Origin of the sequence: Streptomyces palmae, from assembly GCF_004684805.1 — a bacterium.
Taxonomy (GTDB): Bacteria; Actinomycetota; Actinomycetes; order Streptomycetales; family Streptomycetaceae; genus Streptomyces; species Streptomyces palmae.
In genome coordinates this window covers 1-8,356 of record NZ_SRID01000313.1, presented here as the reverse complement: position 1 = coordinate 8,356, position 8,356 = coordinate 1, and the positions used below count along the sequence as shown (strand labels likewise).

At 72.2% G+C, this 8,356-nt stretch carries 10 protein-coding genes, 1 tRNA gene and 1 pseudogene; 4 read left to right on the top strand and 8 right to left on the bottom strand.

The window, feature by feature from the left end:
- The 5 genes and pseudogenes from E4099_RS25040 to E4099_RS25025 all read right to left on the bottom strand — a co-directional run.
- A pseudogene (locus tag E4099_RS25040) lies at positions 1-725 on the bottom strand (hypothetical protein); the annotation flags it as partial.
- On the bottom strand, positions 722-1,375 hold the full coding sequence (locus E4099_RS25035) for an aminodeoxychorismate/anthranilate synthase component II (protein WP_135341379.1): 654 nt from the start codon (positions 1,373-1,375) through the stop codon (positions 722-724). The gene E4099_RS25035 and the pseudogene E4099_RS25040, both read right to left, overlap by 4 nt.
- On the bottom strand, positions 1,372-1,548 hold the full coding sequence (locus tag E4099_RS33185) for a hypothetical protein (protein ID WP_167828475.1): 177 nt from the start codon (positions 1,546-1,548) through the stop codon (positions 1,372-1,374). Before E4099_RS33185 ends, E4099_RS25035 begins: the two co-directional genes overlap by 4 nt.
- A 108-nt stretch (positions 1,549-1,656) precedes the next feature.
- On the bottom strand, positions 1,657-2,424 hold the full coding sequence (locus E4099_RS25030; RefSeq protein ID WP_135341378.1) for a class E sortase: 768 nt from the start codon (positions 2,422-2,424) through the stop codon (positions 1,657-1,659).
- Positions 2,425-2,470: 46 nt separating this feature from the next.
- On the bottom strand, positions 2,471-3,241 hold the full coding sequence (locus E4099_RS25025) for a DUF881 domain-containing protein (protein WP_209446724.1): 771 nt from the start codon (positions 3,239-3,241) through the stop codon (positions 2,471-2,473).
- Between the two features lie 149 nt (positions 3,242-3,390).
- Between E4099_RS25025 and crgA the strand changes: the two genes are divergently transcribed.
- Positions 3,391-3,648: a cell division protein CrgA gene (crgA, locus tag E4099_RS25020; RefSeq protein ID WP_135341377.1), complete on the top strand. Its 258-nt coding sequence runs from the start codon at positions 3,391-3,393 to the stop codon at positions 3,646-3,648.
- A gap of 298 nt (positions 3,649-3,946) precedes the next feature.
- On the opposite strand, the gene E4099_RS25015 is transcribed toward crgA, so the two are convergent.
- Entirely contained in the window at positions 3,947-4,825 is an 879-nt protein-coding gene (locus tag E4099_RS25015; RefSeq protein ID WP_135341376.1) for a rhomboid family intramembrane serine protease, read from the bottom strand.
- A 137-nt stretch (positions 4,826-4,962) separates the two neighbouring features.
- A complete protein-coding gene (locus E4099_RS25010) occupies positions 4,963-5,496 on the bottom strand; it encodes a peptidylprolyl isomerase (protein ID WP_135341375.1) in 534 nt (177 codons plus the stop codon).
- A 260-nt stretch (positions 5,497-5,756) separates the two neighbouring features.
- On the opposite strand from E4099_RS25010, the gene E4099_RS25005 reads away from it, so the two are divergent.
- On the top strand, positions 5,757-6,437 hold the full coding sequence (locus E4099_RS25005; protein ID WP_135341374.1) for a DUF5324 family protein: 681 nt from the start codon (positions 5,757-5,759) through the stop codon (positions 6,435-6,437).
- Positions 6,438-6,580: 143 nt separating this feature from the next.
- On the opposite strand, the gene E4099_RS25000 is transcribed toward E4099_RS25005, so the two are convergent.
- Positions 6,581-6,653: transfer RNA gene (locus E4099_RS25000), tRNA-Ala, on the bottom strand.
- Between the two features lie 120 nt (positions 6,654-6,773).
- Here E4099_RS25000 and E4099_RS24995 point away from each other — a divergent pair.
- Entirely contained in the window at positions 6,774-7,316 is a 543-nt protein-coding gene (locus E4099_RS24995; protein WP_135341373.1) for a helix-turn-helix domain-containing protein, read from the top strand.
- A gap of 59 nt (positions 7,317-7,375) precedes the next feature.
- The coding region (locus E4099_RS24990) for a serine/threonine-protein kinase (RefSeq protein WP_167828474.1) at positions 7,376-8,356 on the top strand (981 nt) is incomplete at its 3' end.

The window sequence follows — 8,356 nt, the reverse complement described above, 5'->3', positions numbered from 1 at the left end:
GTCTCCTCGACCGGAGCCTGAGGCGCGGCACCCCGGACCGGCCGGAACAGCATGGTCTCCTCGGCCGCGACCGGGGCCTGAGGGCCCGCACCCTCGACGGGCCGGAACACCATGGTCTCCTCGACCGGAGCCTGAGGCGCGGCACCCCGGACCGGCCGGAACAGCATGGTCTCCTCGACCGCGCCCGGCGCCTGAGGGCCCGCACCCTCGACGGGCCGGAACACCATGGTCTCCTCGACCGCGGCGGAGGGCTCGGGAGCCGCACCCCGGACCGGGCGGAAGAGCAGGGTCTCCTCCACCGCGGCCGGGGCCTGAGGTGCGTCACCCCGGACCGGCCGGAAGAGCAGCGTCTCCTCGACCGCGGCGGCGGACGCCGGGGAGGGGCTCTCCGGGGGCAGCGGTCCGGCCGGTGGCAGCCCGCCGGGGAGCGGGGCCGTGGAGGGGTCGGCCGGGCCGGTCCCCCTCGCGGGCTCCTCCGCGGGCAGCGGCACCGCGGTCCGTCCCCGCGCCACCGCCAGCTCCGAGGCCGGTCCGGGCCGCTCGGCGGGCAGGGGGGCGCGGTGTGCGCCCGATCCCGCTCCGGCGGCCGTGCCGGCTCTCGGCGAGGGATCCGGACCCGGCCCCGCCGCGGGCGCGTCCTCGGTCCCGTACGCCTGGTCGCCGTACGGGGCGGGCTGCTGGGCGCCCTGGGGCGCACCTTCGCGCTCCGGGCGGAGCGCGGTCACCCGGCGGCCTTGCCGCCGATGCTGCCGACCACTGGCGCCAGCCCCGCCGAGCGCTCCACCGCGCCCAGGTCCCCGCAGGTGACAAGCCAGTTGGCGAGCATGCGGTGGCCGCCCTCGGTGAGCACCGACTCGGGGTGGAACTGCACGCCCTCCACCGGCAGGTCGCGGTGCCGCAGCCCCATGGCGATCCCGCTGTCGGTCCAGGCGGTGATCTCCAACTCGGGTGGCAGGGTGTCCCGCCGCACGGAGAGCGAGTGGTAGCGGGTGGCGGTGAACGGGTTGGGCAGCCCCTGGAAGACCCCGCCGCCCTCGTGGACGACCTGCGAGGTCTTGCCGTGCAGCAGCTCGGGGGCGCGGTCCACCACCCCGCCGTAGGCCACCGCCATGGACTGCATGCCCAGGCAGACGCCGAAGACCGGCACCCCGGTGTCGGCGCAGTGGCGGACCATGTCCACGCAGACGCCCGCCTGTTCGGGGGTGCCCGGGCCGGGGGAGAGCAGCACCCCGTCGAAGCCGTCCTGCGCGTGCCGGAGGGCCACCTCGTCGTTGCGCAGCACCTCGCACTCGGCGCCCAGTTGGTAGAGGTACTGGACGAGGTTGAAGACGAAGCTGTCGTAGTTGTCCACGACCAGGACCCGCGCGCGGCTCATCGGACGGCCGCCATTCCGTCGTCCACCGTCACGTCGTTGAACGGCAGCAGCGGCTCCGCCCACGGGAAGACGTACTGGAAGAGCACGAAGACGATCGCCAGCACCAGTACCAGCGAGATCAGTGCCCGAACCCACGCGTTGCCCGGCAGATGCCGCCAGATCCAGCCGTACATGCCGTCCCTTCCGTCAGATGCAGCACCAGAGTAAGGGGAGCACGGGGTCCCTTGAGGCCCTGCCGGGCAAAGCTTCGGGCTTGTCCCGAGGGGCCGCAGGGCGGTGTCTCACCCTCTACGCGGACCGCCCGCGACGCCGTCCGGGCTGGTGGCGGCGGTGCGCTCCAGGTGTGCCCAGGCGATCAGCCGGTGGCTGTGGCCCCATTCCGGATCGCAGGTGGTGAGGGTGAGGTAGCGACCAGGTGTTCGATATCCCGACTTGGCGGGGATCGGGTCGATCACCGCGGTGTCGCTGGGCAGCGTCCGGTACGGCCGGGCGTCGACACGGTACGTGTACCAGGTGGTCCCGTCGGTGAGTACCACCCGGTCGCCGCGCCGCAGCCGGGGGAAGTCCTTGAACGGGTCGCCGTAGGTGCGGCGGTGCCCGGCGACCGCGAAGTTGCCCGGTTCGCCGAGGCCGGCGGTCCGCGGGTAGTGGCCCAGGCCCCGCTGGAGGGTGGAGCGTCCGACGCCCTGCAGGACGGGCTTGGCCCAGCCGCTGCCGAAGCGCGGGATGTACATGATCGCGAAGGACTCCCCCGAGGGCGTGCGGGCACCGGGGGCGGGTGGTCCGGCCCGCCCCGCGCCGCCGGCCCGGTCCGTACCGCCTGTTCCGGTGGAGCCGGCGGTCTGGGACCCGGCGCCGTCCGCCCCGGTGTCACCGGAGGGGACCGCCCCGGAGGACCAGCGGTCCTGGAGCCGGTCGATCTCCGCGTCCATGGCGCGGTCCGCGCGCACCCCGGTCCAGTACAGGAGGTAGACCACGAACAGCACGATCAGGGCGCCCAGGGTGAGGCAGATCTCGCTGAGCGTCCGGACGGCCAACCGCACCCTCATCGGCTCCTCCACGGCGGACTGCTGCGGGGCCGGCGGGTGCGGGCCGCTACCGCGCGGGCCGCGCCTGCCGCAGGTCCACTGTGCCGGAGTAGCCGGGAAGAGTCACCGCGTCGTGCTCCTCGACTTTCCAGCCGAGTCCGTACGCCTCGACGTACCCCTTGTAGTTGCTGATCGCGGGCGACTGGTCCAGCGCCCAGCGCAGCCGCTTGACGTCCCCCACCGCGGTCACCTTGTACGGCGGGGAGTAGAGCTGGCCCTGGAGGATCAGGGTGTTGCCCACGCAGCGCACCGCGCTGGTGGAGATCAGCCGCTGGTCCATGACCCGGATGCCGCGGGCGCCGCCCCGCCACAGCGCGTTGACCACGGCCTGGAGGTCCTGCTGGTGGATCACCAGGTCGTTGGGCTGCGGATCGGGCACCCCGGGGATCAGCGCGGTGGCGTCCGGGGGCGCGTCGGTGAGGGTCACGGTGATCCCGGGGCCGCGCACCGGGGCGGTGCCGGCGGCCCGCTCCAGGTCGGCGAGGCGGGCCCGGTCGGCCTTGCTGCCGCCGCTGTCGCGGTCGGCGAGCCGGTCCACCTGGGAGCGCAGCCGGGAGGTGCTCTCGTCCAGCCTGGTGTTCTTGTGGTTGCGCTCCTGGATGAGGTCGGACAGCCGCAGCATCGATTCGTCACTGCGGAGGTCGGTGCCCTTGGCGGTGTTGAAGCTGAGCCAGAAGATCAGACCGGCCAGGCCGAAGACGGCGAGGGTGAGAAGCCGCATCGGGCGCAAACGGGGGCGGCGGGCGGCCGGGTCGGGGGAGTCAGCAGAATTGCTCAACGTACCCTTACTCCTTACGACGCCGCGGAAGCACTACGCTAACTGACGCCCGGGGGAGGGAATCGCTGCCCCGGCGCCGTCCGGCCCAGGCGCCGCACGCCGTATCCGAATCCGCGCGGTCACGCAGCGCATCGACAGGAGAGTTCCTCGTGCCGAAGTCACGGATCCGCAAGAAGGACGACTACACCCCGCCGCCGGCCAAGCAGGCGACCGCCATCAACCTGAACGTCGGGCGCAGCTGGGTCGCGCCCGTCATGCTGGCGCTCTTCCTGATCGGGCTGGCCTGGATCGTCCTCTTCTATGTGACGGACACACGACTGCCCATCGAGTCGTTCGGCAACTGGAACATCGTGGTCGGCTTCGGCTTCATCGCCGCGGGGTTCGTGGTCTCCACCCAGTGGAAGTGACCGCTCCACCCCAGGAGCGGCGGACTCGCCCCCAGGGTGTCCACAGAGTTATCCACAGCACGGGGAAAACTCAGAAGATCTGTGGATAACCTCTGTGAGGTTGACGCTGGTGTGACTTACCGAACGGCGCGCCCACTCGACCGGCGCCAGCGCTGTCCTGCGGAAACGTGCCTCCGCACAGTCGAGCGGAGGCCAGGACAGATGTTCTCCACAGAATGCACAGCATCGGGTGCACGCTGTGGACAACCGCGAGCGCGGGTGGACGCCGGATCGGGCCCGGTCCGGCGCCCTGGCCCCGTCAACCGGTGAGCTGGAAGGTCCTCACGATGACCAGCACCACCAGCGCCAGCAGCACCAGCGCACAGGTGGCGCCCTGCACCAGGGCGCGCCGATCGCGGGGCGCGTGCACCAGTCCGTACGCCACCACGATGCCGGTGATCAGTCCGCCGATGTGCGCCTGCCAGGCGATGTTGCCCCAGGTGAAGGTGAAGAGCAGGTTCAGCGCGAGCAGGACGGCGACCGGACGCATGTCGTGGTTCAGCTTGCGCATCACCACGGCGGTGGCACCCAGCAGACCGAAGATCGCACCGGAGGCGCCCAGCGACTGCGCGGACTGGTCGGCGACGAGGTAGCTCAGCACACTGCCGCCGAGGCCGGACAGCAGATACAGGGCCAGGTAGCGGGCGCGGCCGAACGCGGCCTCCAGCGGCGGACCCAGCCACCACAGGGACAGCATGTTGAAGGCGATGTGCATCGGCTCCTGGTGCAGGAACACCGCGGTGAACAGCCGGTACCACTGGCCCTCCGCGACACCCTCCTGACCGTTGCCCGGAGGCCAGGAGGAGATCATCGACAGATCGTTCACCAGCCGGTCGCCCATCAGCAGCACGGCGATCCACACACCGATGTTGATCGCCATCAGCGCCTTGGTGACCAGCCGCGGGTCCTCGGCGACCGGCCCGCCGGCCAGGGTGCGGGGCGCGCCGGTGGCGCGCGGGCGGCGGCTGCCGTCCGAGACGGCCGAAGCTCCGGCCGGGCCGCTGACGCACTCCGGGCACTGGAAACCCACCGACGCGCTGACCATGCACGAAGGGCAGATCGGCCGGTCGCAGCGGGTGCAGCTGATGCCCGTCTCCCGCTCCGGGTGCCGGTAGCAGCAGACCGCCTGGTCTTCCATGTCTCCCCTTGTGTGCTTGCTCTGGGTACGCGGTCCGCGTACGCGGACCTTCCGCACCGGTCCGCGGGGGCGCACGGGCGCCTGTTCTCAAGACGGACGGGCGCGGCGCCGAGTTCCCTCCCAAGATCCCACCGGGCTCAGCCCGGCCTGGTCTCCACCACCACCGTCTCCAGCACGACGTCCCGCAGCGGGCGGTCGGTGCGGGGGTTGGTCTGGGTGCCGGCGATGGCCTCCACCACCCGTTTGCTGGCCTCGCCCACCACCTCGCCGAAGACCGTGTGCCTGCCGCTCAGCCAGGCCGCGGGGGAGAGGGTGATGAAGAACTGCGAGCCGTTGGTGTCCGGCCCCGCGTTGGCCATGGCCAGCAGATAGGGCCGGGTGAACGACAGCTCGGGGTGGAGCTCGTCGGCGAACTTGTAGCCCGGGCCGCCGATCCCGTTGCCCAGCGGGTCGCCGCCCTGGATCATGAACCCGGCGATCACCCGGTGGAAGACCGTGCCGTCGTACAGCCGGTCGGTGGTGGTCTCACCGGTCTTGGGGTTGACCCAGGGCCGAGCGCCCTGGGAGAGCTCGACGAGGTTCCTGACCGTGTTCGGGGCGAGGTGCGGCAGCAGGCGGATCTCGATGTCCCCGTGGTTGGTCCGCAGGGTGGCGTAGAGCTGCTCGGCCACGGTCCACCTCCATCCTCCTCGCCTACATCTACCGATCCTCGCACGCCGCCGCCACGGTGCGGTGGCCCCGAACCAGGCACTCCGACAGAGTCGCACGACGTTCGAAAGGTGCCCCCGGATGCCCCGCCGCGCATGCCGCCCCGGCCTCGGACAGGCATGATCGTCAAATAGGTGGAAAAGCTACACAGCTACACAGATCACGCGAGGGGAGGACCTCCCCCGCGTGGATCCCGGAGGACACCACCGAAGAGGAGGATCCCGTGACCCGCACCGACCGCGTGCGCGCCGCGACCGGCACCGCGAAGGACAACGTGCAGCACGCCGCGGAGGTGATGGCGCCTTACGCCGGCACGGCCAAGGACACCGCGGCCCACTACGCCCACCACGCCAAGGTAGTGCTGGCGCCCTGGGTGAACCAGGCCGCGCAGCGCGCCCAGCTCGCCACCGCCGCCTGGTACCACGGCCCGGTCACCCGGCAGCTCGAGCACGCCCGCTGCGCTCTGCCGCCCAGGGTCGACGCCGCCGCCGCACGCGCCGCCGTACGCACCCGAGAGGCCGCCCGACTGGCCGCCGACTACACCGTGCCGCGCGTGGAGCACGCCATGACCGTCGCCCGGCCCGCCGGCCAGGAGGCGGTCGCCCGCGGCGCCGCCGCGCTGGCCGCCCTGCGCAGCCCGGTCACCGCGGCCGAGATCGAAAAGCTCGCCCACCGGCATGAGTGCCGGGCCCGCCGCGGCCGCGCACTGCGGCGCATCGCCCTGGCCGCCCTGCTGGCCGGCGGCCTGGTGGCCGCCTGGAAGTGGTGGGACCGGCAGGCCAACCCGGACTGGCTGGTGGAGCCGCCCGCCGCCACCGAACTCGGCGAGGGCGGCACCATCGGCTCCGTGGACGGCAGCGGCCCGGACTCGGCGGACGAGGCCGGGCCGAACGGCAGCCGCTGACCGCACCGGCGCGGAACGCCGGAGACCTACCAGCACGGAGGACAAGCGCCTGGAGCGCGGAAAACAGATGAGCCGGGGTGCCCGATCGAACGGGGCCCCGGCTCTCGTTTATGAGGATTCGGTGAGGATCCGAAGAGGATCAGTGGAGCCTAGGAGAGTCGAACTCCTGACATCCGCCATGCAAAGACGGCGCTCTACCAACTGAGCTAAGGCCCCTTCGCGGATCAGGATACCCGGTACCGGACCCCTTTCCCGACCGGGTATCGCTCGTGCGTGCCACCGTCCGTAGGATGCCACGCGAGATTCGCGGCAGCGAAGCAAAGGGGAGAGAGCGAGATGGACGCAACACAGCAGGACGCCACCGCCCGCGCACGGGAGCTGCAGCGAAGCTGGTACGGGGAACCGCTGGGAGCGCTGTTCCGCCGCCTCATCGACGACCTCGGCCTCAACCAGGCCCGGCTGGCGTCCGTCCTCGGCCTCTCCGCGCCCATGCTCTCGCAGCTGATGAGCGGCCAGCGGGCGAAGATCGGCAACCCGGCCGTGGTGCAGCGCGTCCAGGCGCTCCAGGAACTCTCCAGCCAGGTGGCGGACGGCCGGGTCAGCGCCGCCGAAGCCGCCGTGCGGATGGAGGAGATCAAGAAGACCGCCGGCGGTTCGGTGCTCAACACCCAGGCCACGGCCAGCACCGGGGCCCCCACCGTGCGCCGCGTGGTGCGCGAGATCCAGTCCCTGCTGCGCTCGGTCGCCGCCGCCGGGGACATCATCGACGCCGCCGAGTCCCTCACCGCCACCCACCCGGAACTGGCCGAGTTCCTCCGGGTGTACGGCGCCGGGCGGACCGCCGACGCGGTCGCCCACTACGAGGCGCACCAGAGCTGACCGGCCCCCGGACAGCTTGACTGCGGCAGCGGACGGACGGCGCGAGCGGGACGGGGCGGATGGGCGAGGTCTTCGCGGGGCGGTACGAGCTGGTGGACCCGATCGGCCGCGGCGGCGTCGGAGCCGTCTGGCGCGCCTGGGACCAACGCCGGCGGCGCTATGTCGCGGCCAAGGTGCTCCAGCAGCGCGACGCGCACACCCTGCTGCGGTTCGTCCGGGAACAGGCGCTGCGCATCGACCACCCGCATGTGCTGGCCCCCGCGAGCTGGGCGGCCGACGACGACAAGGTCCTGTTCACCATGGACCTGGTGGGCGGCGGCTCGTTCGCGCACCTGACGGGGGACTACGGCCCGCTGCCGCCGCGCTATGTGTGCGTCCTGCTGGACCAGTTGCTGGCCGGGCTGGCGGCCGTGCACGCCGAGGGCGTGGTGCACCGCGACATCAAGCCCGCCAACATCCTGCTGGAGGCCACCGGGACCGGACGGCCGCACGTACGGCTCTCCGACTTCGGCATCGCGCTGACCAAGGGCGAACCCCGGCTCACCGAGGCCGACTTCGTGATGGGCACCCCGGGCTACTTCGCGCCGGAGCAGATGCGCGGCGCCGACCCCGACTTCCCGGCCGACCTGTTCGCGGTCGGCCTGGTGGCGCTGTACCTGGTCAGCGGACACAAGCCGGACGCGGAAGCGCTGGTCCGCATGTTCGAGGAGCAGGGCGTCCCGCCGGCCCCGGCCGACGTCCCGGAACCGCTGTGGCAGGTGGTGGCCACCTTGCTGCAACCCGACCCGGAGGACAGGTTCCGTACCGCGACCGGCGCCCGCAAGGCGCTGACCGGCGCGGTGGAGCTGCTGCCGGAGCCGGATCTGGACGACGAGGCCATCGAGATCTTCGACCAACTCGGCCCGCTGCCCGAGGGATACGGGCCGGACGGGCCGCAGCGCAAAGCGCGTCGTTCGCATCGCAAACCGCCCGCGGCGGACGCGTCCGAGGCCTCCGGGGCCCCCGCCATGTCCGACACCGGCAGCTTCCAACTCCCGCCC

Bases quoted from the DNA above. Each gene is read 5' to 3' on its own strand.
- E4099_RS25035 (WP_135341379.1), bottom strand. From the start codon at position 1,375: ATGAGCCGCGCGCGGGTCCTGGTCGTGGACAACTACGACAGCTTCGTC.
- E4099_RS33185 (WP_167828475.1), bottom strand. From the start codon at position 1,548: ATGTACGGCTGGATCTGGCGGCATCTGCCGGGCAACGCGTGGGTTCGG.
- E4099_RS25030 (WP_135341378.1), bottom strand. From the start codon at position 2,424: ATGAGGGTGCGGTTGGCCGTCCGGACGCTCAGCGAGATCTGCCTCACC.
- E4099_RS25015 (WP_135341376.1), bottom strand. From the start codon at position 4,825: ATGGAAGACCAGGCGGTCTGCTGCTACCGGCACCCGGAGCGGGAGACG.
- E4099_RS24995 (WP_135341373.1), top strand. From the start codon at position 6,774: ATGGACGCAACACAGCAGGACGCCACCGCCCGCGCACGGGAGCTGCAG.